Origin of the sequence: Pseudomonas sp. CCI3.1 (assembly GCF_034313985.1) — a bacterium.
Taxonomy (GTDB): Bacteria; Pseudomonadota; Gammaproteobacteria; order Pseudomonadales; family Pseudomonadaceae; genus Aquipseudomonas; species Aquipseudomonas psychrophila.
Genome location: NZ_JAVIWO010000001.1, coordinates 3,750,356 through 3,771,169 on the forward strand (window position 1 = coordinate 3,750,356; position 20,814 = coordinate 3,771,169).

Consider the following 20,814-nt stretch of genomic DNA (forward strand, 5'->3'; position numbering starts at 1 on the left):
GCCCCTGCCATCTGTTGATGGCAGGGGCTTTTTTTATGCGCCGTTTTTAATCCCGGTCGCGGATCAGCAACGGTTTCAGATAGAAGCCCGTATGAGATTGCGACATCTCGGCTACTTCTTCCGGAGTACCGGTTGCGATGATCTGACCACCCTTGGAACCGCCTTCAGGTCCCAGGTCAACCAGCCAGTCAGCAGTCTTGATCACATCCAGGTTGTGCTCGATCACCACCACGGTATTGCCGTGATCGCGTAGACGATGCAGCACATCCAGTAATTGCTGGATATCGGCAAAGTGCAAACCTGTTGTAGGTTCATCGAGGATATAAAGCGTTTTGCCAGTATCGCGCTTGGACAGCTCGCGGGACAGTTTCACCCGTTGTGCTTCACCGCCTGACAGCGTTGTGGCGGACTGCCCCAGCTTGATGTACGACAAACCTACATCCATCAACGTTTGCAGCTTACGCGCCAAGGCCGGCACGGCATCAAAGAACACACGGGCTTCTTCGATGGTCATCTCCAGCACTTCGTGGATGCTTTTGCCCTTGTACTTGATCTCAAGGGTCTCACGGTTATAACGCTTGCTCTTGCACACATCGCAAGGCACGTAGATATCAGGCAGAAAGTGCATTTCTACCTTGATCAAGCCATCACCCTGACAGGCCTCGCAGCGTCCGCCCTTCACGTTAAAGGAGAAGCGCCCCGGGCCATAGCCGCGCGAGCGCGACTCAGGTACGCCCGAGAACAACTCGCGTATCGGCGTGAACAGCCCGGTATAGGTCGCAGGGTTGGAGCGGGGTGTACGGCCAATCGGGCTCTGGTCGATATCTACGACCTTGTCCAGATGCTCAAGGCCTTTGATGCTGTCGTGAGCCGCGGCTTCAAGCGTGGTTGCGCCATTGAGTGCTGTGGCGCTGAGCGGGTAAAGCGTGTTGTTGATTAGTGTCGACTTGCCCGAGCCCGATACACCGGTCACACAGGTCAACAGCCCAATTGGGATTTCCAGATCCACGTTGCGCAAGTTGTTGCCGCGAGCGCCTTTTAGCGAAAGCGTCAGCTTCTTGTTGCGTGGTGTGCGCTTGGCGGGCACGGCGATCTTCACCCGGCCCGACAAGTACTTACCGGTCAGTGAGTCCGGGTGTGCCATGACCTCGGCCGGGGTACCCTGCGCGACGATGTGCCCGCCATGCACACCCGCGCCCGGGCCGATATCCACCACATAGTCCGCCAGACGAATCGCGTCCTCGTCATGCTCCACCACAATCACCGTGTTACCGATGTCGCGCAGATGCTTGAGGGTGCCCAGCAATCGGTCGTTATCACGCTGATGCAGGCCGATGGAGGGTTCGTCGAGGATATACAGCACCCCGACCAGGCCTGCGCCGATCTGGCTGGCCAGACGAATACGCTGGGCTTCACCGCCGGACAGCGTATCGGCACTGCGATCCAGTGACAGATAGTCGAGCCCCACATTCACCAAAAACTGCAGGCGCTCGCGAATTTCCTTGAGGATCTTGTCGGCAATTTCGCCGCGACGTCCGGTCAGGCTCAGGGTGCTGAAGTATTCGGTCGCATCACCAATAGGCATATTGGTCACGGCCGGGAGGGTTTTTTCACCGACCCACACGTGGCGGGCTTCGCGCCGCAGACGGGTGCCGCGGCAATCCGGGCAAGCTTGGGTGCTAAGGAACTTGGCGAGCTCTTCACGCACGGTAGACGACTCGGTCTCGCGGTAGCGACGCTCAAGGTTTGGCACGATGCCTTCAAACGGATGCGCGCGCTTAACGATGTCACCGCGATCATTCAGGTAGCGGAAATCTACATTTTGCGTGCCACTGCCGTACAGGATGACCTTTTGCTTATCAGCCGCCAGCTCGCTGAACGGCACTTCAAGACTGAAGTCATAATGCTTGGCCAGCGCTCCCAGCATCTGGAAGTAATAAACGTTGCGCCTGTCCCAGCCGCGTATCGCGCCTTCAGCCAGGGTCAGCTCGCCATTGACCAGCCGCTTGATGTCAAAAAATTGCTTGACCCCCAGCCCGTCACACGTGGGGCAGGCGCCAGCCGGGTTGTTGAAGGAAAACAGCTTGGGCTCCAGCTCACTGATCGCGTGGCCACAGATTGGGCAGGCGAAGCGCGCGGAGAAAATCATCTCTTCACCCGGCTCGTCGTCCATCGGTGCTACCAAGGCAATGCCATCGGCAAGCTTCAGCGCGGTCTCGAATGATTCGGCCAAGCGCTGTTGCAGATCTGCACGCACTTTAAAGCGGTCGACCACCACGTCGATGGTGTGCTTCTTCTGCTTGTCTAGCTTAGGCAGCTCATCCAGCTCGCAGAGCTTGCCGTTGACGCGTGCCCGCACGAAGCCCTGGGCGCGCAGCTCTTCGAATACAGAAAGGTGCTCACCCTTGCGCTCGCGAATCACCGGAGCCAGCAACATCAGCTTGCTGCCTTCAGGCTGCGCCAGCACCAGATCGACCATTTGGCTGACGGTCTGGGCTTCAAGGGGGATGTCGTGGTCCGGGCAGCGGGGGATACCTACGCGGGCGTACAGCAAGCGCAGGTAATCGTAAATTTCGGTGATGGTGCCAACCGTGGAGCGCGGGTTGTGCGATGTCGATTTTTGCTCGATGGATATCGCTGGCGACAGACCTTCGATGGTATCGACGTCGGGCTTTTCCATCATCGACAGGAACTGCCGCGCATAGGCTGACAGCGACTCGACATAACGTCGCTGGCCTTCGGCGTACAAAGTGTCAAACGCCAGGGATGATTTGCCGGAGCCAGACAGTCCGGTGATGACGATCAGTTTGTCCCTGGGCAGGGTCAGGTCGATGTTCTTCAGGTTGTGGGTTCGTGCCCCACGTATCAGGATCTTGTCCACTGCGGCCTCGCTTGGCGGGCATAACGTAAACGAATGAGTATACGGATCTGTATGAAAGCTGTGCAGGCCTTGATGACACGATGTCATTCAAGCAGCCTTTATAACTTTTGCGTGACAAAGCGTCGCGGCTCTCTCGCGTATGTGCTGTTACTCGATGGGACTGATAGAATCGCCGCCGGTTCACATGAGGTTTTTCCATGCACGATCCCCACAGCGAACGCATGAGTAGCGGCGAGACCCGAGCAGCAAGCGGTCTGGCCCTGGTGTTCGCCTTCCGTATGCTAGGCATGTTTATGGTGTTGCCGGTTTTGGCGACCTATGGGATGGACCTTGCCGGCGCGACGCCCGCCCTGATTGGCCTCGCGATTGGCGCTTATGGCCTGACTCAAGCCATTTTTCAGATCCCGTTTGGTGTTATTTCCGACCGTATTGGGCGGCGCCCGGTCATTTATCTGGGGCTGATTGTCTTCGCTTTGGGTAGCGTGTTGGCGGCTAATTCAGATTCGATTTGGGGTGTCATTGCGGGACGTATCCTGCAGGGAGCGGGTGCAATTTCTGCTGCTGTCATGGCATTGCTGTCAGACCTCACCCGTGAGCAGCATCGCACCAAGGCGATGGCCATGATCGGCATGACCATCGGTTTATCATTTGCTGTCGCAATGGTCGTGGGGCCGCTGCTCACTCGTGCCTTCGGGCTGTCCGGGCTGTTTCTGGCCACAGGTGCGATGGCGCTGCTGGGGATCGTGATCGTCATGTTCATGGTGCCGCGCTCGACCGGGACCTTGCAGCACCGCGAGTCCGGGGTGGCCAGGCAGGCATTGCTACCCACCTTGCGTCATCCAGATCTGCTGCGTCTTGATCTCGGCATTTTTGTGTTGCACGCCATGTTGATGTCGAGCTTTATCGCGTTGCCGCTGGCGCTGGTCGAAAAGGCCGGACTGCCCAAGGAGCAGCACTGGTGGGTGTACTTGACTGCCTTGCTGATTTCTTTCTTCGCCATGATTCCGTTCATCATCTACGGCGAAAAGAAACGCAAAATGAAACGAGTTTTACTCGGCGCCGTCGCGACGTTGATGCTCACTGAGCTATTCTTCTGGCAGTTTGGCGACAGCTTGCGTGCATTGGTGATTGGTACTGTAGTGTTCTTTACTGCGTTCAACCTGCTTGAGGCTTCATTGCCTTCGCTGATCAGCAAAGTGTCACCGGCGGGTGGCAAGGGCACGGCGATGGGGGTTTATTCCACCAGCCAATTCCTGGGTTCGGCACTGGGGGGCATACTCGGCGGCTGGTTATTCCAGCATGGCGGTTTGTCGGTTGTGTTCCTTGGAGGCGCAGGTCTGGCTGCACTCTGGCTGGCCTTTGCTGTTACCATGCGTGAACCACCATATGTAACCAGCCTGCGCTTGCCGTTATCACCTGATGCGCTTCGCGAAGCAGGTTTGACCGAGCGTTTGAAAGCAGTTGCTGGCGTTACAGATGCAGTGATCGTGGCTGAAGAAGCTGCGATTTATATCAAATTGGACACCGAACTATTGGATCGCGCGACACTCGAGCAGTTGGTTAACCCAGCGCCGACGTGCGAAGCCTAGGAGAACGTTATGGCCCGTGGGGTTAACAAAGTTATATTGGTCGGCACATGCGGCCAGGATCCCGAAGTTCGCTACTTGCCTAACGGTAATGCCGTGACCAACCTGAGTCTGGCAACCAGCGAACAGTGGACTGACAAGCAAACTGGCCAAAAAGTCGAAAAGACTGAATGGCACCGTGTATCGATGTTCGGAAAAGTTGCCGAGATCGCTGGCGAATACCTGCGCAAGGGTTCGCAGGTATACATCGAAGGCAAGCTGCAAACCCGTGAGTGGGAAAAAGACGGTATCAAGCGTTACACCACCGAAATCGTGGTCGACATGCAAGGCACCATGCAGCTTCTGGGTGGCCGTCCACAGGGCGACCAACAAAACCAGGGTGGTGGTAACAACTACCAGCAACAGCAGTCCGCTCCGCGTCAGCAGGCTCAACGCCCTGCGCCGCAGCAGCAGCCTCAGCAGCAGTCGCGTCCAGCGCCGCAACAGCAGGCACCACAACCTGCTCCGGACTTCGACAGCTTTGATGACGATATTCCGTTCTGATTTGTAGCTTTCGAGCTTCATCGCAGTACTAAAAAAGCCCGTCGCTGATTCAGCGACGGGCTTTTTTTGTGCCGCACTTTTTGCAGGGAAGGGCATGGTTGATCCGGGACAGGACTCGCTTGTGCTGCATATGAGAGAGTTTTCTCACGAAGGTGCTGGGTTAATCCGTGGATTGACTACGCTGTACCGGGAAGCGCGCGTCGAGTCGCCGGCCGATTTTCTCGGTTCGTTGCGATCTGCTCGCCAGACTTGTCCAGGAGGATTTCCGGGTTTGCTCACATTCAAGACAGCGATTTTGTTCCTCATCCTGTTGTTATCAGGCAACGGTGTTGTTCAGGCAGCGCCTACGCTGGCCTCCATCATGAAAGCCGAAGAGTCCGACGGTAAGCCACCCGTATTGGTCGATGGCGGTTTGCTGGGCGCCTTGGGTGCCGGTATGGATGAGGTCCAGAGCCAGCTGGGCTCCAGCGTGCATCAGTTAGGTGCCTGGAGTTTGCGTATCAAACGGGCGGCACAAGAAGTCGAGGAGCTGGGGGTTCAGGCATCGACTCATCCTTCGTGGAACGGGGTGGGGGATTTTTTCCTGTTATCCGTGATCTGGGTATGCGCCTTCATCGGATTAATGCTGGCAGGACGTTGGCTTGCGAGTTATTTGGGCAAGAGTCGTCGAATTAACAGCAGGCCGCGGATCCAAGCGCTTATCGGCTACGGGTTACCTTATTTGGTGCCTGCGCTGCTCAGCTTATTACTGACGTTGTATGTCAGTCGTTTCCTGAACGACTCCCTTGGCCGTTCGCTGGCGCTTAGCCTGTCATATGCCAGCAGCGGAGGGGTGTTCTGCTCGGCACTGGTGCTGTCACTGAATACGATGTTTGATGTGGAACACAAACGACGTGCAGTTCAGATCATTCGCGACTACGCCATGCGCCCGCTATTTTGGACCGGTTTTTTGGCTGCTTTGAGTGATGCCATGAACAGCCCGCAAATTACGCTGGAAATTGGCGGCAACATTGCGACCTGTCTCTCGGTGTTTTCAGGGTTGATGGCGTGCGCCATTTTAGCCTTTTTGGCAGTCCGGCTTCGTCGTCCGGTTGCTCACTTGATGCGTAATCGGGCCTTGGCTCAGCGTCTGGGGCAGCCGGCATTGCAAGAGTCATTACGCATTTTTTCGGTGCTCTGGTATTGGCCCCTATTGCTAATGCTGCTGGCAACGGCACTCAACTTGCTGGGTGTGGGCGAGGGTAGCGAGCGCGCTTTGCGCAATGCGCTGCTGACATCCGGCTTGCTGATCGGCACTGTATTTCTGAGTACGATCCTGCATCACTCATTTCGTACGAAAGTTCAAAGCTCCGGAGCCTATAAAGATCGCTTTATGAATGTGGTTTACGCCTTGCTGCGTATTGCCCTGGCGGTGAGCTTTATTGAGCTATTGGCTAATATCTGGGGTTTCTCATTGCTGGCCTTTGCTTCAGACAGCAATACCGGCCGGGTTATAAGCGACTCACTGGGGCACATCCTGCTGATTTTTCTGGTGACCTGGTTGTCGTGGGTCGTGCTCGACACAGCTATTCAGCAAGCGCTGGAGCCCACGACCAACCGACGTGGCACCCGCGAACCCAGCACGCGGATCAAAACCATCCTGCCGTTGACGCGCAATGCGATCAAAGTGGTGTTGGTGGTGATCTGTACCATCACCACCATGGCCAATCTGGGAGTTAACGTGGCTCCCTTCCTGGCGGGCGCCGGGGTTATCGGCCTGGCGATCGGCTTCGGCTCTCAGCAGCTGGTTCAAGATGTGATCACCGGATTGTTCATCATCATTGAAGACACCATTTCGGTCGGCGATTGGGTCGTGATCGACTCTTCCCACGCGGGTACGGTCGAGGGGTTGACCATTCGGACCTTGCGGCTGCGGGACTCCCGTGGCTTTGTCCACTCGGTGCCGTTTGGTCAGATCAAGGCGGTGATCAACCACTCTCGGCAGTTTGCCTATGCATTTTTTTCAGTACAGTTCACTTACGACACTGACATGGACAAGGCGACAGCCCTGATACGGGAGGCGGGGAATAAAATCAGTGACGATCCTTTGCTGAGCCTCAGCTTGCAGGGCTCGTTGACCATTTTTGGTGTCGACAGCATGAACCTGGACGGTGTGACGATTACTGCGCAGTTCCGCACCCTGTCGGGGGCGCAGAACACCGTTAGCCGGGCATTCAATGACCGGCTTAAAAAGCTTGTGGATAAGTCGCCTGAAGTGCATTTTGCGCAACATTATCCACAGGGGTTCCTGATGCCTGTTCGTGAGCCGGAACAATCATCGCAAACAGACTCCTCGGCGCAACGGTCTACAGTGCTGCTGTCAGACATCCCGCCGCGATCACAGTGAGGGCCAGCTACATGGGGGCAGTTTGTCAGTGACGAGTGAGGCAGAAACCCGCAAAATGAGGCTATCTTGATCATGGTCAGCAGCTTTCACGGCTGGTTTTCTGGTATACATCACCGTTCTGAATAGACTGAGTCTGCATACTTTATGCGAATGCGCCTTATGTTATTGGGCGGCGGAAATGCCCTCGGGCAGGCGCTGATTCGTCTGGGTGCCGAGGAAGACATTAATTTCCTTGCCCCGCGTCCACCGCAAGACGGTTGGGACGCCGCGAGCCTCACGCAACTGCTCGACGACACCCGCCCGGATGCTGTCATCAACCTTGCGTACTACTTCGACTGGTTTCAGGCGCAGTCAGTGAGTGAGACCCGCCTTGCCGCTCAAGAGCGTGCTGTCGAGCGTCTGGCTGAGTTGTGCCAGCACCACAGCATTACCTTACTGCAACCTTCCAGCTATCGAGTTTTCGATGGGTCGCGAGCCACGGCCTACAGCGAGAAGGACGAGCCAGTCCCGCTAGGGTTGCGCGGTCAGGCACTGTGGCGTATCGAGCAAAGTGTGCGGGCCATTTGCCCACAACACGTGCTGCTGCGTTTTGGCTGGTTACTGGATGACAGCCCCGATGGCACCCTTGGGCGGTTTCTGGCTCAAGCCGAAAAACCGGGCGAACTGCTGATGGCCGATGACCGACGGGGCAATCCGACACCGGTGGACGACGCCGCGCGGGTCATTATCTCGGTACTCAAGCAGCTTGATTGTGCGGCGCCCCTGTGGGGCACTTACCACTACGCCGGGCATGAGGCGACGACGCCGCTGGCGCTGGGCCAGGCGATTCTGGCCGAGGCGCGCAACCTGCATCCGCTGGCAATCGAAGCACCTACGCCCCAGGCACATGCCGCGCGGCCGGATGCGGCTGAAGAGCCTCAGCACGCAGTGCTGGCGTGCAAAAAAATTCTACACACCTTCGGGATCAAGCCTCGCGCATGGCGTGCGGCACTCCCCACTTTACTGGACAGGTTTTATCGTCATGGTTAATGCGCCCGTTTTTATCACCGGTGGCGCCGGCTTCATTGGTTCCAATCTGGTTGAGGCTTTGCTGGCCAAAGGATATGCCGTACGGATCCTCGATAACCTGTCAGCGGGCAAGCGCAGCAACCTGCCGTTGGACAACCCCAAGGTCGAGCTGATCGAAGGTGATGTGGCTGATGCTGCATTGGTTGCCAAGTTAATGGCCGGTTGCAGTGCGGTAGTTCATCTGGCAGCGGTCGCGTCGGTGCAAGCATCGGTGGACGATCCGGTCCGCACTCATCAAAGCAACTTTATCGGCACCCTGAACGTGTGCGAAGCCATGCGCGAAACCGGCATCAAGCGCGTTGTGTTTGCGTCCAGTGCTGCGGTCTATGGCAATAACGGCGAAGGTGAGTCGATCGTCGAAGACACGCCTAAAGCGCCGTTGACCCCTTACGCCGCCGACAAGCTGTCCAGCGAGTACTACCTGGATTTCTACCGTCGCCAACACGGTCTTGAACCGGTGATTTTCCGCTTCTTCAATATCTTTGGCCCACGCCAGGATCCATCTTCGCCCTACTCGGGCGTGATCAGTATTTTCAGTGAGCGTGCTGAAAAGGGCTTGCCTATCACCATTTTTGGCGATGGTGAGCAAACCCGCGATTTCGTCTATGTGGGGGATGTAGTCAGACTTCTAGTGCAGGCCATAGAGGCGCGGAAGGTTGAGGAAGGCGCAGTGAATGTTGGCCTGAACAAGGCCACCACTCTCAAGCAAATGCTTGAAGCTCTGAGCGAAGTCGTCGGCCCACTGCCACCTATCACCTACGCTCCTGCCCGTTCTGGCGATATCCGTCATTCCCGTGCCGACAACAGCCGTCTGTTGCAACGCTTCACCCTGGGTGAAACCACACCGATGAGTGTCGGACTGGCGCGCCTGCTCGGTCGCTAATGTTTTTTCGCTCACAAAAAAGGCGCCTTTAAAGGCGCCTTTTTTATGGGGGCGGGCTTAGAACTTGTAGCCCAGACCTACCATGTAAACCCATGGGTCTACATCAACGTTGACCTTGGCGCGTGTGCCCGGTGCGACGGCGTTGTTTTCGACCGTTGCGCGCGTGTCGATATCGATATAGCGCGCCTGGGCGTTGATCATGATGTTATCGGTCAGCATGTAGTCAGCACCCAGCTGCCATGCCATGCCCCAGGAGTTTTTCGCCTTAAAGTTGTCGAAACCTTCGGCGCTGGCGCTGCTGCCGACGTGTTCGTCGTAGATCCAGGTGTAGTTGATACCGGCACCCACGTAAGGCTGGAACACCGACTTGGAATCCAGTGGGTAGTAAACAACGCTCAAGGTCGGTGGCAAGTGCTTGAGGCTGCCCAGTTTGCCGTTGGCCGCAGCAAGGCCGGTGCCCTTGAGTTTGACGTCATGCTCAAACGGCGTTGCCGCCAGCAGTTCGATACCCACATGGTCGGTAATCATGTAAGCAAAGTTGAGACCCAGTTGCGTGTCGCTGCTCATGGTCGCCTTGCCACCCAGATCGGTGCCCGCCAGTGGGCCCTGATCAACCTTGACGCTGGAGCTGTCGGCCTTCGGGTTTACGGTGATGGCACCGGCACGCAGAATGATGTCGCCTTCGGTGTGTGCGTGGGCAAGAGGCGCGACGACAGCGAGCGCAAGGGCGGCTGCGCTGAGCAAAGACTTGTGCATGGGAGCTCCATTGGGATATTTAAAATTTATATAGCCAATGGTAATGAGCCCGCACACCCGTTCAGTTGACCCAGCTCAATGAAAAGATGAAGTTGTGAAAAATTCGTTAGTTGCCAAGAGCGCCCCGGTGCTTTTGATTCACTCCGGCAATTCGTACACCACGATCTTCTGCGCATCCATCTGATAACCCGCATCCGCCAGCTCGCTGGTACTGGCCTTGACCTGCATCGCCCCTACGATCCAGTACGGTTGGTACAGCTCGTCGAGTTTGACCCCCTCTTTGCTGGTCACATGCACGATCTGGTTCGACGGTGGGGGCGGTACGTGAATGCACGCGCCGAAGTAGGGCACCAGCAAAAAGTCCGTGGTACGGCCATCTTCGCTGACCTCAAGGGGCACGATATATCCCGGCAGGCGAATCAGTTGGCCGTCCAGCGCCGCAACTACCGGCGCGTTGGGCAAGTTCTGCCTGGCTGCCGGAGCGGTCTCCATGTCACCGATCTGAGACAAGTCGTGCAGCGGCGTCATGTCCGGGGCTTCAGGTGGCGCATCCGGCGGGATCATCTCAGACCAGGTCAGCTCTTTTGGGTCGGCCGCCCACAGCGGTGTCGCCACCAACAGTAAGAACGCCAGTACCACGCGTGAGATTGCAGACCTTTTCATAAACGTAGGCTCATAAACGAATGGACAGGCCGTCGGCCAGCGATTGTCGATAGGCGCGCCAAGCGGGCACGCAGCCCATCAGCAGGGCGGCTGCCAGAATACCGCCCAGCAGCGTCCATTCATATTCACTTGGCCATGCCAGTGGCAAATACAGTCCGTAATTGGATTGCACGTAGCCTTGAGCGATGGCGATGCACACATACAGCAAACCTACACCTGCGATCACCCCGGCCAATGCCAGCGCGAGGGCTTCGAAAATCAGCAGGGTTGCGATGTGCCAGGGCCGTGCACCCACGGAGCGCAGAATCGCCATCTCGCGGCGACGTTCATTGAGGCTGGTCAAAATCGCAGTGAGCATGCCGATCAGCCCGGTCAATACCACGAACAGCGAAACCACAAACAGCGCCTTTTCAGCGGTGCTCATCAGGCTCCAGAGCTCTTGCAGGGCCACGCCCGGCAAAATGGCCATCATGGGTTCGCCGCGAAACTCATTGATTTCACGTTGCAGGGCAAAGGTGGACATCTTGCTGTTCAGGCCCAGCATGAATGCGGTGATGGCCTGTGGCGTGAGGTCCATATTGCGTGCCTGATCGGCGCTGACACGCCCGGCACCATGGGCGGGCACACCGTTGTGCCAGTCGATATGAATCGCTTCCATGCCGCCAAGGCTGATGTGCAGCGTGCGATCAACCGGGGTGCCGGTGCGCTTGAGAATGCCGACCACGGTGAACGGTTTGTCGTCATGTTTGACCAGGCTGATCGCTGCCACGCCATGGGCCAGCACCAGCTTGTCGCCCAGTTTGTAATGCAGCGCCTCGGCGACTTCGGCACCCAGTACCACTTCGAAAGGATCGGTTGCAAAGGCCCGGCCACTGTCCAGCTTCAGGTTTTGTTTGTGGCCATATTGATAGTGTTCAAAGTAGTTCTCGTTGGTACCCATCACCCGATAACCACGATGCGAGTCACCCAGGGACATGGGAATTGCCCATTTCACTTTCGGGTTGTTGGCGAAGTGTTCAAAGCTGTCCCAACGAATGTTGTTGGTGGCATTGCCGATACGAAATACCGAATACAGCAGCAGGTTGACCGAGCCGGAGCGCGCGCCAACGATCAAGTCCGTACCGCTGATGGTGCTTGCAAAGCTGGCCCGGGCTTCGGTGCGCACCCGCTCGACTGCCAGCAGCAGGCAGACCGAGAGGGCAATGGCGAAGGCGGTCAGCAGCGCGGTAAAGCGGCGATTGGCCAGGCTGGCCAGCGCTAGACGAAACAGATACATCTCAGACCTCTACCTGTGTGGCGGCGCGATTGAGTTCAGACAACGACAGATTGCGGTCGAACAGGGGAGCCAGGCTTTGATCGTGGCTGACAAACAACAGGCTGGCCCCAGCCTCGCGGCATTCGGCAAACAGCAACTGGATAAAGGCTTCGCGGGCGTCGGCATCCAGCGCAGAGGTGGGTTCGTCGGCAATCACCAGTTCGGGCTGGCCGATCAATGCGCGGGCGGCGGCAACGCGCTGCTGCTGGCCAATTGATAACGAATCGGCGCGACGCTCCAGCAGCGCCGGATCTTTGAGGCCCAAATGTGCGAGCAGGGTTTGCGCGGCGTTATCCACACTGCCATGGCGCTGCACGGCGCGGCTGGCGCGTAGTTTGGAGAAGTGGCAAGGCAACTCAACGTTCTCGCGAACCGATAAAAACGGCAGCAAATTGAACTGCTGAAAAATATAGCCCGTGTGATCAACCCGAAAGCGGTCGCGTGCGCCCGAGCCTAGTTCGCTCAGTTCCTGGCCCAACAAGCGGATCGTGCCCAGGTCGGCTTTTTGCACCCCGCCCAGCAAACCCAACAGGGTAGTTTTGCCACTACCGCTGGGGCCTTTGAGAAACAGGGTTTCACCGGGTTCCAGGCGAAACGCCGGGATATCCAGCAGCACGGGGTGCCCCGGCCAGCTGAAGCTCAGGTCGCTCAGTTCGATAAGTGCTTGGGTCATGGGGAGAGGAAATCGCCTGTGTCATCGGGGGGTGTTTTTTGTGGGAGCGGGCTTGCTCGCGATCCAGACGCTGCAGTCTTTCAGTGAAAGCACGGTGACGCCATCGCGAGCAAGCCCGCTCCCACAGAGGGGCGGGTATTTAAAACTTCAGCGTAGGTGCCTTGGCCGTCACTTCCACCGCTTGCTGACCACTTGGGCCGATCAGTTGTACCTTGAATTTATGCGTGCCGGGGAATGTCTTGAAAAACTGGGCCAGGTCCAGGGCTTTCAGCGCATCCGGTTGACTGCAGGTAAAAGCGTAGTGGGCTTCGATATCACTGTGGTGGTGTTCGCCCTTGGTTACCCCTTCTTCGGGAGACGATTCGAACAGCGGGCTCTTGAGCTCTTGCTCGTCAGCGGTGCAGCCGGCGGCCTTTGGAATGCTGAACAGTACCAGCGGGTTTTCCAGTTGTTTGCGGGCCGAACTGACCTTGGCCTTGTCCGAGTCGGTCGTGGCGACGTGTTCAAAACCCACCAGATTCATGGATGGACCGTCCAGGTCCAGCTCCAGCGTCTGACCGTCCAGCGCCACATTCAAGCTTCCCACGCCATGTTCATGGGGCGGCAAGCTGCTGTGCTCATGCTCATGCTCATGCTCATGCTCATGCTCATGCTCATGGTCATGGTCATGAACGTCGGCGGCGTGAGCCATCGCCAGCGGCAACAAGGCAAACGGCAAAGCAAGAAGCAAACGGCGCATGGGAGCACTCCAGCAAGAAATATGAATATTTTGTTATGTGATCTTATAACAAGTGTTGCGAGAGTTTGCCCGTGTGCTTGGCGTTACGCAAGACGCATGGGAGCATGGCTTCCTGAAATTTGAGGAGCACAACGATGGTGCGCATTCGCGGAACGATAGGCGACTGGCCGGTGGATTTGACGGTGGAGCTGGATGACGGCGATTGGGCGAAGCTGGGCGCGCAGTTGCCTGTGGGTGAGGCGCCGACCATTCAGCCACCGGCCAAGCCAGCGAATCAGGATGATGCCGTGTGGGAAACCACCAAAGACTTGCTGCGCAAGGCCGGCCAGATGACCGGGCCTGAGCTGCTGGGGCAGCTTGAAGCGCTGACCGGCAGCACGGGTGCGGGCAAGCGCCTGTTGGTTCGCCTGCGCCATTGTGCCGAGGTCAAGGTGGTCAGCGGCGCAGATTCACCTATCTACAGCTGGGTTGACGGGGCGTAACAAAAACCCTGTAGCAGCTGCCGAGGGACGAGGCTGCGTTCGACGGCGGAGCCGTCGCAAACCCGGCAAGCGCGATGTATCTGAAACACCGCGTGATCTGAATTTACGACGGCTTCGCCGCCGAACGCAGCCTCGTTCCTTCGGCAGCTGCTACAGATATGTATCGGCGTTTAGTACAGCGCTGCAAACAGCTTGCGGCGGTACGTGGTGACCAGCGGGTGGTCGTTGCCCAGCAGGTCGAACACTTGCAGCAACGTCTTGTGGGTGATGCCTTCGTTATAGCTGCGGTTGCGGGTAAACAACTTCAGCAAGCCGTCCAGAGCCCCTTCATATTGCTGGCGCGACAATTGCTGAATCGCCAGTTGGTACGCAGCTTCATCGTCCTGCGGGTTTTGTGCCACGCGGGTTTTCAAATCGGCAACATCAGGCAAGTCTGCCGCCTGGCGCAAAAACGTCAGTTGCGCCTTGGCCCCTGCCAGCTCGGCTTTGTGCTCGTCGCTTTTGACCGCATCCAGCACGGCTTGCGCTTCAGTCAGTTCACCGCGCTCGGCCAGGCAGCGGCCATACAGGATGAGTGCCATGGCGTTGCTGTTGTCTTCAGTCAGGATGCTTTTAAGCAGGGCTTCGGCATCGGCAAAACGGCTTTCGGCGAACAGCGCCTGAGCCTGTACCAACGGGTCTTCCACGGCGGCTTCAGGCATGACTACGTGAGGGGCGAGCATGGTGCGGATGGCCGACTCAGGCTGTGCTTCCTGGAAACCATCGACAACCTTGCCGTCCTTGAACAGCACGACCGTGGGTAATGTCTGAATACCGATGCGGCCCACAATGTCCTGCTCGACATCGCAATTGACCTTGGCCAGCAACAATTCGCCCTGATAGTCCTCGGCGATTTGTTCCAGGATCGGCAGCATCACCTTGCAAGGCGCGCACCACTCGGCCCAGAAATCCACCAGAACCGGCTGGTCGAAAGAGGCCTGGACCACTAATTTGTCGAAGTCCGCGGAGGTTACGTCGAAGCTGTAAGCAGGCTTAGGCTGATTCATTATGTGTCTCGAAGCAGGTAAATGAGGGCAACTATAAAGGCTCGACGCGAGCGCTGAAAGGCGTGGGTTCGCGTTGCGCGTGATACAGGCTGACGTTGCGAAATTCGTGGGGTTCGGCCAGGTCGGGCAAGGTCAGTGCCTTGAGCATTTCCAGTGGTCGATACAGCGGATGCTTGAAGTCGCGCACGCGGGAGTCGGCTACCAGCGCCTCTTGGCCGCGGGTTAAAAAATGATCCAGCAACGGCAGGTTTTCACGGTCATACAGCACGTCAGCCACCAGGATCAGATCGAACCGGTCGACCTCGGCAAAAAAATTACTGCAATAGCCCAGTTGCACATCGTTGAGTTGCGCATTCGCCCGGCATGCAGCCAGCGCTAGCGGGTCAAGGTCGCAGGCCACGACTTCCAGTGCCCCCGCCCGTGCAGCCGCAATCCCCGCCACGCCGGAGCCGGCGCCAAAATCCAGCACGCGCTTGCCTTTGACCCAGTGCGGGCGGTCGGCCAAAAAACGTGCCAACGCCAACCCGCTGGCCCAGCAAAACGCCCAGTAGGGCGGCTCGTAGAGAATGCGTCGGGTTTCGTCAGGGGTGAAGGCACGATCCATGTTGTGCGCATCGATCAGCCAGAGCTTGAGCGCAGTGTCGGGCAAGTCGGTAATGATCAGTTGCGCATCACCCAACAACTCGCCTAACGACTGCTGCAGGTCTAGCGGTGTATTCATGGTGCTTTGACGAATGCCAGAGTGCCCAGCGCCTGCGTTGCGGGCTGGCTGATAATTCGTGAAGGCAGGTGCAGGATCAGTTGCCCGGACTGGCTGGCCCGACCGCGCAGCTCCACCCGTGCACCGGCCGGGAAGGCTTCGGGGTTGAAGCGCAGCTTGAATGGCAGCGGCTGGTTATTACCGATGATTTTGCTGCTGGCCATCAGTCCTTGGGGGCGTCCACGCTCGTCGACAATCAGCATTGCCAACTCAACCTCGGCGCCCGCCGGGGCACCGGTCAGCACACCGCTGAGCTCGCGCTGGTGAGCGGGCAGCGGGCCCAGGTCAGCCGGGGCGTCGGTTTTTGGCTGCGTCAGCACTTGGGGCTGTGCCGATTTGGGTGGCTCACTGCTACAAGCCACCAGCAAACTGGCAAGGCACAGCAAAACAAGCGTTCGTAGCGGCATACACGGCTCCAGCAGCAGGTCAGTCGATGTATCAGATTGTGTAAAACATAGTAGCCCGACTGTATACCGTAAAGCCTATGGCTTGTCTTGCCAGTGGGATGCGCTAACATGGGGCTCCCCATTTTTGTTGGCTGCCACCATGCACTGTCCCTTCTGCGGTGCCAACGACACTAAAGTCATCGACTCGCGTCTGGTCGCCGAGGGCGACCAGGTGCGTCGCCGGCGCGAATGCCTGGCCTGTGGTGAGCGTTTCACCACCTTTGAAACAGCCGAGTTGGTGTTACCCCGTCTGATCAAGCAAGACGGCAGTCGTCAGCCCTTCGACGAAGATAAGCTGCGCGCCGGCATGCAGCGTGCGCTGGAAAAGCGCCCGGTGAGTGTCGAGCGCCTTGAAGCGGCGCTGGCGCGAATCAAGCACAAGCTACGTGCCACCGGCGAACGTGAAGTCAAATCGCTGGTGGTTGGTGAACTGGTCATGGGCGAGCTGCAAAAGCTCGACGAAGTGGCCTATATCCGCTTTGCCTCGGTCTATCGACGCTTCCAGGACTTGAACGAGTTCCGTGAAGAGATCGACCGACTTGCCCGTGAGCCCTCGAAAGAATGACCCAGTCCACTGAACAATCGATTTTAGACATCCATTACATGGCGCGTGCCATCGAGTTGGCGCGCAACGGTTTGTACACCACTCACCCCAACCCGCGTGTCGGTTGCGTAATCGTGCGCGACGGGCAGATCGTCGGCGAAGGCTGGCATGTGCGCACCGGCGAGCCCCATGCCGAAGTCCACGCGCTGCGCGCAGCGGGCGAACTGGCCCGTGGCGCTACAGCCTATGTGACCCTTGAGCCGTGCAGCCATCACGGGCATACCCCGCCGTGTGCCGAAGGCCTGATCAGTGCGGGCGTGGCGCGTGTAGTTGCGGCCATGCAAGACCCCAACCCGGAAGTCGCCGGGCGCGGCCTCAAGCGTATGGCTGACGCCGGAATTGAAGTGCTCAGCGGTGTGCTTGAAACCCAGGCCAGGGCGCTTAATCCAGGCTTCCTCAAGCGCATGGAGCACGGCCTGCCGTTTGTGCGGGTCAAGCTGGCGATGAGCCTTGATGGCCGCACCGCGATGGCCAACGGCGAAAGCCAGTGGATCACAGGTCCTGAGGCGCGCTCTGCCGTACAGCGTCTGCGAGCCCAGGCCAGCGTCGTGCTGACCGGAGCCGACACGGTTCTGGCCGACGGCGCACGCCTCACGGTGCGCGGTCCCGAGCTGGGCCTGAGCCCTGAACTGACCGCGCTGGCGCTCAGCCGCCCGCCGCTTAGAGTGTTGATCGACGGGCGTTTGCGGGTACCGCTGGATGCACCTTTTTTCAAAGCCGGGCCAGCGCTGGTCGCGACCTGCGTGCCGCCTGCCGAGCAGTACCGCACGGGGCCCGAATGCCTGGTGATTCACGGCGCCAACGGCCAGGTTGACCTGCGCAAACTATTGGTTGCGCTGGCTGCACGCGGCGTCAACGAAGTGCTGGTCGAGGCCGGTCCGCGTTTGGCTGGGGCATTTGCCGATCAAGGTCTGGTCGATGAGTACCAGATCTTCGTTGCGGCCAAGTTCTTGGGCTCCACAGCCCGGCCACTGCTTGAGCTGCCGTTGACCCACATGAGCGAAGCACCATTGCTCAAAATCACCGAAATGCGCGCGGTGGGCGATGACTGGCGAGTCACTGCCATTCCCGTGCCGCCAGCGAGCGTATAATTCTCAGCCTTCGTTTTACGCAGGCTTTGTTCTCAAGGGGAACGCCATGTTTACCGGCATCATCGAATCCATCGGCAGCATCCGCGCACTGACCCCAAAGGGCGGCGATGTGCGGGTTTCCATCGACACCGGCAAGCTCGACCTGAGCGACGTCAAACTCGGCGACAGCATCGCGATCAATGGCGTGTGCCTGACTGCCGTTGAACTGCCGGGCAACGGATTTGCGGCTGATGTCAGCCGCGAGACCCTGGATTGCACCGCGTTCAACGACCTGAAAAGCGGTAGCCGAGTCAATCTGGAAAAAGCCCTGACCCCGACCACGCGCCTAGGTGGTCATCTGGTGAGCGGTCACGTTGATGGCGTGGGTGAAGTGATCTCCCGTGAAGAGAACGCCCGTGCCATCGTATTTCGTATTCGTGCGCCCAAAGAACTGGCCAAGTACATCGCCCATAAAGGCTCGATCACCGTCGACGGCACCAGCCTGACCGTGAACTCGGTCAATGGCGCCGAGTTCTCCCTGACCATCATTCCGCACACCCTGAGCGAAACCATCATGGACGACTACCGTCCGGGTCGCAGGGTCAACCTCGAAGTCGATTTGCTGGCGCGCTACCTTGAGCGTCTGCTGCTGGGCGATAAAGCCGCCGAGCCGACCTCGGGAGGCATCAGCGAAAGTTTTCTGGCCGCCAACGGCTACCTCAAATCCTGACTTAAGGGGGTGCCGCGTGGCGCTCAACAGCATCGAAGAACTGGTCGAAGACATCCGCCAAGGCAAGATGGTCATCCTTATGGATGACGAAGACCGCGAGAACGAAGGCGACCTGATCATGGCCGCCGAGTGCTGCAAGGCCGAGCACATCAATTTCATGGCGCGTTTTGCCCGTGGCCTGATTTGCATGCCGATGACCCGTGAACGCTGCGAACTGCTGAAGTTGCCGCTGATGGCGCCGCGCAACGGTTCCGGCTTTGGCACCAAGTTCACTGTCTCGATTGAAGCCGCCACCGGCGTGACCACCGGCATTTCCGCCGCGGATCGCGCACGCACCGTGCAAGCGGCTGCAGCCAAGGACGCCAAGGCCGAAGACATCGTCAGCCCGGGCCATATCTTCCCGCTGATGGCCCAGGCGGGCGGCACCCTGGCCCGCGCCGGTCACACCGAGGCGGCCTGCGACCTGGCCCGCATGGCCGGTTTCGAGCCAGGTGGCGTGATCTGCGAAGTCATGAATGACGACGGCACCATGGCCCGTCGTCCCGAGCTGGAAGTATTCGCCGCCGAGCACGGCATAAAAATCGGCACCATTGCCGACCTGATTCACTACCGCATGATCCACGAACGTACCGTTCAGCGGATTGCTGAGCAGCCACTGGACAGCGAACTGGGCCAATTCAACCTGGTGACCTATCGTGATTCAGTCGAAGGCGATGTGCACATGGCACTGACCCTGGGCAAGATCTGCGCTGAAGAACCGACGCTGGTTCGGGTGCATAACATGGACCCGCTGCGCGACCTGCTGATGGTCAAGCAACCGGGCCGCTGGAGCTTGCGCGCCGCCATGACCGCGGTGGCCGAGGCGGGCAGCGGTGTGGTGCTGCTGTTGGGGCATCCGCTGGACGGCGACGTATTGTTGGCTAATATCCGCGAAACCGCGGACCACGCGCCGGTGAAAAAACAGACCACCTACAGCATCGTAGGTGCCGGTTCGCAGATCCTTCGTGACCTGGGCGTGCGCAAAATGCGCCTCATGAGTTCACCAATGAAGTTCAATGCCATATCCGGTTTCGATCTGGAAGTTGTAGAATACGTGCCCTCCGAATAAAGACCGGTCGTGTCCTGTCCGAAATTCGTGGCCCAATATCCTTAAAGAACGCACGCGAGTGCGTTCTGGCTCTTTAATACGAGACATACCGAATGACCCTGAAGACCATCGAAGGTACCTTCATCGCCCCCAAAGGGCGCTACGCTCTGGTAGTTGGCCGTTTCAACAGCTTTGTTGTCGAAAGCCTGGTGAGTGGTGCCGTTGATGCCCTGGTTCGCCACGGTGTGAACGAAAGCGACATCACTATCATTCGTGCGCCGGGTGCGTTCGAAATCCCGCTGGTTGCGCAAAAAGTTGCTCAGCGCAACGAGTTCGCTGCCATCATCGCCCTGGGCGCTGTGATTCGTGGCGGTACTCCGCACTTCGAATACGTTGCTGGCGAATGCACCAAGGGCTTGTCCCAAGTGTCCATGCAGTTCGGCGTACCGGTAGCATTCGGTGTACTGACTGTTGATTCGATCGAGCAAGCCATCGAGCGTTCCGGCACCAAAGCCGGCAACAAAGGCGCTGAAGCTGCCTTGTCCGCCCTTGAAATGGTTAGCCTGTTGGCACAGTTGGAGGCCAAGTGATTTCCGACGAAAGCGATCGTTTCAACCCGCGCGATCCAAAACCTGCGGACGCTGGCAAACCCTCCAAGAGCGCCAAGCGCCGTGAAGCGCGTCAACTCGCGACTCAGGCCCTGTACCAATGGCACATGGCCAAGCAATCGTTGAACGAGATCGAAGCTCAGTTTCGCGTTGATAACGACTTCACCGACGTTGACGCTGCTTACTTCCGTGAAATCCTGCATGGCGTGCCTGCACACAAAGGCGAGATCGATGCTGCTCTCGTTCCGTGCCTGGACATCACCATCGAAGAACTCGACCCGGTTGAACTGTCTGTTCTGCGTCTGTCGACCTGGGAGCTGATCAAGCGTGTCGACGTGCCTTACCGCGTTGTGATCAACGAAGGTATCGAGCTGGCTAAAGTGTTCGGTTCCACCGACGGCCACAAGTTTGTCAACGGTGTGCTCGACAAACTTGCGCCGCGCTTGCGTGAAGCTGAAGTCAAGGCTTACAAGCGCTAAACGGCGCTG

At 58.2% G+C, this 20,814-nt stretch carries 21 protein-coding genes; 12 read left to right on the forward strand and 9 right to left on the reverse strand.

Going from position 1 to position 20,814, the window contains the following annotated elements; all coding sequences use genetic code 11:
- Nucleotides 1-46: 46 nt before the first annotated feature.
- Nucleotides 47-2,881: an excinuclease ABC subunit UvrA gene (uvrA, locus tag RGV06_RS17190; RefSeq protein WP_019824343.1), complete on the reverse strand. Its 2,835-nt coding sequence runs from the start codon at nucleotides 2,879-2,881 to the stop codon at nucleotides 47-49.
- Between the two features lie 197 nt (nucleotides 2,882-3,078).
- Between uvrA and RGV06_RS17195 the strand changes: the two genes are divergently transcribed.
- The 5 genes from RGV06_RS17195 (at nucleotide 3,079) to RGV06_RS17215 (ending at nucleotide 9,347) form a co-directional block, all read left to right on the forward strand.
- On the forward strand, nucleotides 3,079-4,470 hold the full coding sequence (locus RGV06_RS17195; protein ID WP_322150660.1) for an MFS transporter: 1,392 nt from the start codon (nucleotides 3,079-3,081) through the stop codon (nucleotides 4,468-4,470).
- A gap of 9 nt (nucleotides 4,471-4,479) precedes the next feature.
- Entirely contained in the window at nucleotides 4,480-5,010 is a 531-nt protein-coding gene (locus RGV06_RS17200) for a single-stranded DNA-binding protein (protein WP_046810341.1), read from the forward strand.
- A gap of 271 nt (nucleotides 5,011-5,281) precedes the next feature.
- Nucleotides 5,282-7,396, forward strand: coding sequence for a mechanosensitive ion channel family protein (locus RGV06_RS17205; RefSeq protein WP_048351231.1), 2,115 nt, complete (start codon nucleotides 5,282-5,284; stop codon nucleotides 7,394-7,396).
- Between the two features lie 144 nt (nucleotides 7,397-7,540).
- A complete protein-coding gene (locus RGV06_RS17210) occupies nucleotides 7,541-8,425 on the forward strand; it encodes a sugar nucleotide-binding protein (protein WP_037031999.1) in 885 nt (294 codons plus the stop codon).
- A complete protein-coding gene (locus tag RGV06_RS17215; RefSeq protein ID WP_322150662.1) occupies nucleotides 8,418-9,347 on the forward strand; it encodes an NAD-dependent epimerase/dehydratase family protein in 930 nt (309 codons plus the stop codon). Before RGV06_RS17210 ends, RGV06_RS17215 begins: the two co-directional genes overlap by 8 nt.
- Nucleotides 9,348-9,404: 57 nt before the next feature.
- On the opposite strand, the gene RGV06_RS17220 is transcribed toward RGV06_RS17215, so the two are convergent.
- The 5 genes from RGV06_RS17220 to RGV06_RS17240 form a co-directional block, all read right to left on the reverse strand.
- On the reverse strand, nucleotides 9,405-10,103 hold the full coding sequence (locus tag RGV06_RS17220; protein WP_019824333.1) for an OmpW/AlkL family protein: 699 nt from the start codon (nucleotides 10,101-10,103) through the stop codon (nucleotides 9,405-9,407).
- Between the two features lie 138 nt (nucleotides 10,104-10,241).
- Nucleotides 10,242-10,766 (reverse strand): DUF3299 domain-containing protein, encoded by a 525-nt coding sequence (locus RGV06_RS17225; RefSeq protein WP_019824331.1) that lies wholly within the window; start codon nucleotides 10,764-10,766, stop codon nucleotides 10,242-10,244.
- A gap of 10 nt (nucleotides 10,767-10,776) precedes the next feature.
- Nucleotides 10,777-12,042 (reverse strand): ABC transporter permease, encoded by a 1,266-nt coding sequence (locus RGV06_RS17230; RefSeq protein WP_322150663.1) that lies wholly within the window; start codon nucleotides 12,040-12,042, stop codon nucleotides 10,777-10,779.
- Between the two features lies 1 nt (nucleotide 12,043).
- Complete coding sequence (locus RGV06_RS17235) at nucleotides 12,044-12,754, reverse strand: ABC transporter ATP-binding protein (RefSeq protein WP_019824328.1); 711 nt, start codon at nucleotides 12,752-12,754, stop codon at nucleotides 12,044-12,046.
- 139 nt (nucleotides 12,755-12,893) lie between these two features.
- Complete coding sequence (locus tag RGV06_RS17240; RefSeq protein ID WP_322150664.1) at nucleotides 12,894-13,493, reverse strand: DUF2796 domain-containing protein; 600 nt, start codon at nucleotides 13,491-13,493, stop codon at nucleotides 12,894-12,896.
- 134 nt (nucleotides 13,494-13,627) lie between these two features.
- On the opposite strand from RGV06_RS17240, the gene RGV06_RS17245 reads away from it, so the two are divergent.
- Complete coding sequence (locus tag RGV06_RS17245; protein ID WP_322150665.1) at nucleotides 13,628-13,975, forward strand: hypothetical protein; 348 nt, start codon at nucleotides 13,628-13,630, stop codon at nucleotides 13,973-13,975.
- A gap of 170 nt (nucleotides 13,976-14,145) precedes the next feature.
- Here the strand turns inward: RGV06_RS17245 and trxA are convergent, their stop codons facing one another.
- Genes trxA through RGV06_RS17260 form a run of 3 tightly spaced genes read right to left on the reverse strand, consistent with a single transcriptional unit; the run spans nucleotide 14,146 to nucleotide 16,188 of the window.
- Entirely contained in the window at nucleotides 14,146-15,021 is an 876-nt protein-coding gene (gene trxA / locus RGV06_RS17250) for a thioredoxin (RefSeq protein WP_322150666.1), read from the reverse strand.
- 31 nt (nucleotides 15,022-15,052) lie between these two features.
- A complete protein-coding gene (locus RGV06_RS17255) occupies nucleotides 15,053-15,742 on the reverse strand; it encodes a class I SAM-dependent methyltransferase (RefSeq protein ID WP_046810532.1) in 690 nt (229 codons plus the stop codon).
- Complete coding sequence (locus RGV06_RS17260) at nucleotides 15,739-16,188, reverse strand: YbaY family lipoprotein (RefSeq protein WP_048351228.1); 450 nt, start codon at nucleotides 16,186-16,188, stop codon at nucleotides 15,739-15,741. Before RGV06_RS17260 ends, RGV06_RS17255 begins: the two co-directional genes overlap by 4 nt.
- Before the next feature lie 139 nt (nucleotides 16,189-16,327).
- On the opposite strand from RGV06_RS17260, the gene nrdR reads away from it, so the two are divergent.
- From nrdR to nusB, 6 genes are all read left to right on the forward strand, one after another.
- Nucleotides 16,328-16,792, forward strand: coding sequence for a transcriptional regulator NrdR (nrdR, locus tag RGV06_RS17265; protein WP_019824317.1), 465 nt, complete (start codon nucleotides 16,328-16,330; stop codon nucleotides 16,790-16,792).
- Entirely contained in the window at nucleotides 16,789-17,922 is a 1,134-nt protein-coding gene (gene ribD / locus RGV06_RS17270) for a bifunctional diaminohydroxyphosphoribosylaminopyrimidine deaminase/5-amino-6-(5-phosphoribosylamino)uracil reductase RibD (protein WP_019824315.1), read from the forward strand. Before nrdR ends, ribD begins: the two co-directional genes overlap by 4 nt.
- 46 nt (nucleotides 17,923-17,968) lie before the next feature.
- Nucleotides 17,969-18,631: a riboflavin synthase gene (locus tag RGV06_RS17275; RefSeq protein WP_322150667.1), complete on the forward strand. Its 663-nt coding sequence runs from the start codon at nucleotides 17,969-17,971 to the stop codon at nucleotides 18,629-18,631.
- A gap of 16 nt (nucleotides 18,632-18,647) precedes the next feature.
- Nucleotides 18,648-19,739 carry a bifunctional 3,4-dihydroxy-2-butanone-4-phosphate synthase/GTP cyclohydrolase II gene (ribBA, locus tag RGV06_RS17280; protein ID WP_322150668.1) on the forward strand — a complete coding sequence of 364 codons (1,092 nt, stop codon included), beginning with the start codon at nucleotides 18,648-18,650 and terminating at the stop codon, nucleotides 19,737-19,739.
- Between the two features lie 92 nt (nucleotides 19,740-19,831).
- Nucleotides 19,832-20,308 carry a 6,7-dimethyl-8-ribityllumazine synthase gene (gene ribE / locus RGV06_RS17285; protein WP_003444275.1) on the forward strand — a complete coding sequence of 159 codons (477 nt, stop codon included), beginning with the start codon at nucleotides 19,832-19,834 and terminating at the stop codon, nucleotides 20,306-20,308.
- Nucleotides 20,305-20,805, forward strand: coding sequence for a transcription antitermination factor NusB (gene nusB / locus RGV06_RS17290; protein ID WP_016779229.1), 501 nt, complete (start codon nucleotides 20,305-20,307; stop codon nucleotides 20,803-20,805). The genes ribE and nusB overlap by 4 nt, the downstream gene beginning before the upstream one ends.
- The last annotated feature ends 9 nt before the right edge of the window (nucleotides 20,806-20,814 follow it).

What these genes read in the sequence shown, in the direction of transcription:
- RGV06_RS17225 (WP_019824331.1), bottom strand. Translation starts at nt 10,766, where the DNA reads ATGAAAAGGTCTGCAATCTCACGCGTGGTACTGGCGTTCTTACTGTTG.
- RGV06_RS17215 (WP_322150662.1), top strand. Translation starts at nt 8,418, where the DNA reads ATGGTTAATGCGCCCGTTTTTATCACCGGTGGCGCCGGCTTCATTGGT.
- RGV06_RS17240 (WP_322150664.1), bottom strand. Translation starts at nt 13,493, where the DNA reads ATGCGCCGTTTGCTTCTTGCTTTGCCGTTTGCCTTGTTGCCGCTGGCG.
- RGV06_RS17230 (WP_322150663.1), bottom strand. Translation starts at nt 12,042, where the DNA reads ATGTATCTGTTTCGTCTAGCGCTGGCCAGCCTGGCCAATCGCCGCTTT.
- RGV06_RS17245 (WP_322150665.1), top strand. Translation starts at nt 13,628, where the DNA reads ATGGTGCGCATTCGCGGAACGATAGGCGACTGGCCGGTGGATTTGACG.
- trxA (WP_322150666.1), bottom strand. Translation starts at nt 15,021, where the DNA reads ATGAATCAGCCTAAGCCTGCTTACAGCTTCGACGTAACCTCCGCGGAC.
- ribE (WP_003444275.1), top strand. Translation starts at nt 19,832, where the DNA reads ATGACCCTGAAGACCATCGAAGGTACCTTCATCGCCCCCAAAGGGCGC.
- nrdR (WP_019824317.1), top strand. Translation starts at nt 16,328, where the DNA reads ATGCACTGTCCCTTCTGCGGTGCCAACGACACTAAAGTCATCGACTCG.
- RGV06_RS17260 (WP_048351228.1), bottom strand. Translation starts at nt 16,188, where the DNA reads ATGCCGCTACGAACGCTTGTTTTGCTGTGCCTTGCCAGTTTGCTGGTG.
- RGV06_RS17200 (WP_046810341.1), top strand. Translation starts at nt 4,480, where the DNA reads ATGGCCCGTGGGGTTAACAAAGTTATATTGGTCGGCACATGCGGCCAG.
- RGV06_RS17275 (WP_322150667.1), top strand. Translation starts at nt 17,969, where the DNA reads ATGTTTACCGGCATCATCGAATCCATCGGCAGCATCCGCGCACTGACC.
- RGV06_RS17235 (WP_019824328.1), bottom strand. Translation starts at nt 12,754, where the DNA reads ATGACCCAAGCACTTATCGAACTGAGCGACCTGAGCTTCAGCTGGCCG.
- RGV06_RS17195 (WP_322150660.1), top strand. Translation starts at nt 3,079, where the DNA reads ATGCACGATCCCCACAGCGAACGCATGAGTAGCGGCGAGACCCGAGCA.
- RGV06_RS17210 (WP_037031999.1), top strand. Translation starts at nt 7,541, where the DNA reads ATGCGAATGCGCCTTATGTTATTGGGCGGCGGAAATGCCCTCGGGCAG.
- RGV06_RS17220 (WP_019824333.1), bottom strand. Translation starts at nt 10,103, where the DNA reads ATGCACAAGTCTTTGCTCAGCGCAGCCGCCCTTGCGCTCGCTGTCGTC.
- ribD (WP_019824315.1), top strand. Translation starts at nt 16,789, where the DNA reads ATGACCCAGTCCACTGAACAATCGATTTTAGACATCCATTACATGGCG.
- RGV06_RS17255 (WP_046810532.1), bottom strand. Translation starts at nt 15,742, where the DNA reads ATGAATACACCGCTAGACCTGCAGCAGTCGTTAGGCGAGTTGTTGGGT.